Origin of the sequence: Micromonospora sp. NPDC005324 (genome assembly GCF_040607155.1) — a bacterium.
Classification (GTDB): domain Bacteria; phylum Actinomycetota; class Actinomycetes; order Mycobacteriales; family Micromonosporaceae; genus Micromonospora; species Micromonospora trifolii.
The window spans coordinates 1-1189 of record NZ_JBEXGE010000132.1; the positions used below are offsets into that span (position 1 = coordinate 1).

Here is a 1189-nt window from a genome sequence, read left to right on the forward strand (position 1 = left end):
CTTGGGCTCAAGTGGTTGTTGCAACGGGGTGGATTTTCGTCAGGATGAGGAGTCATGCCGGGGCAGAGGTTGTCGTCCGCGGAGCGGGCGCAGATTCAGGTGTTGTTCGGTCAGGGTTTGACGTGTCCGCAGATCGCTGAGGCGGTGGGGCGGCATCGGTCGACGGTGTGGCGGGAGTTGTCGCGTAATCACTGCGGGACGGGGGGTCGGGTGCCGACGGGTCAGCGGCATCCGCATGGTGCGGCTCCGGGGTATGTGGCGGGGGTGGGCTATCCGAAGGGGTGGGGTGGGGTGTATCGGTGGAAGTACTGTCACCGCAACGCTCAGGGCAAGGCGGATGTGCGGGCGCGGCGTCCTCGTGAGGGGAAGTTGCGTCCGGGGCGGGGGCGGGCGTGGCCGCCGTTGTGGCAGATGGTCAAGGACCGTCTGGCGCAGCGGCACTCGCCGTGGCAGATCGCCCGGTCGTTGCGGCGGGAGTTTCCTGACAGGCCGGAGATGTGGGTGTCACACGAGACGATCTACCAGGCGATCTACTTCCAGGCCCGGGGTGGGATGCGCCAAGAACTCGCTCGGCAGGTCGCGTTGCGCTCGGGTCGGGCGTTACGCCGGCCGCAGTCGCGTCAGGCCAGCGCGGGGCGGGGGAGCCGGCCGTGGGTGCGTGACTTTCACATCTCGACTCGCCCGGCGGAGGTCGCTGACCGGGCTGTGCCGGGGCACTGGGAAGGTGACCTGGTCATCGGCGCCCGAGGCTCCAGCGCGATCATCACCCTGGTCGAGCGGGCCACCCGATACGTGATGCTCGGCGCTCTGCCCGAATCACGGGTCAGTGAACAAGTCATCGACACCCTCACCACACTGATGCGCCGACTGCCGACCGAGCTGCGCAAGACCCTGACCTGGGACCAGGGCATCGAGATGATCCAGCATCCCGTCTTCACCCTGGCCACCGACTGCAAGGTCTACTTCTGCGACCCCCACAGCCCGTGGCAACGCGGCAGCAACGAGAACACCAACGGTCTCCTGCGCCAGTACTTCCCCCGCTCCAGCACCGACTTCCGCACCTGGACCCAGAAAGACCTCGACGCCGTCGCCCGAGAACTCAACGGACGACCACGCCAAACCCTCGACTGGCACAATCCAGCCGAGGTACTCCACAAACACCTGGTTGCAACCGCCGCTTGAAACCGCC

General features: G+C 66.8%; 1 protein-coding gene and 1 pseudogene. Both read left to right on the top strand.

The genetic code is table 11. From position 1 onward, the window contains the following. Positions 1-54: 54 nt before the first annotated feature. Positions 55-177: pseudogene (locus tag ABZS40_RS36755) on the top strand (helix-turn-helix domain-containing protein); the annotation flags it as partial. A 162-nt stretch (positions 178-339) separates the two neighbouring features. Then, a complete protein-coding gene (locus ABZS40_RS36760; protein ID WP_354949365.1) occupies positions 340-1182 on the top strand; it encodes an IS30 family transposase in 843 nt (280 codons plus the stop codon). Positions 1183-1189: the final 7 nt, after the last annotated feature.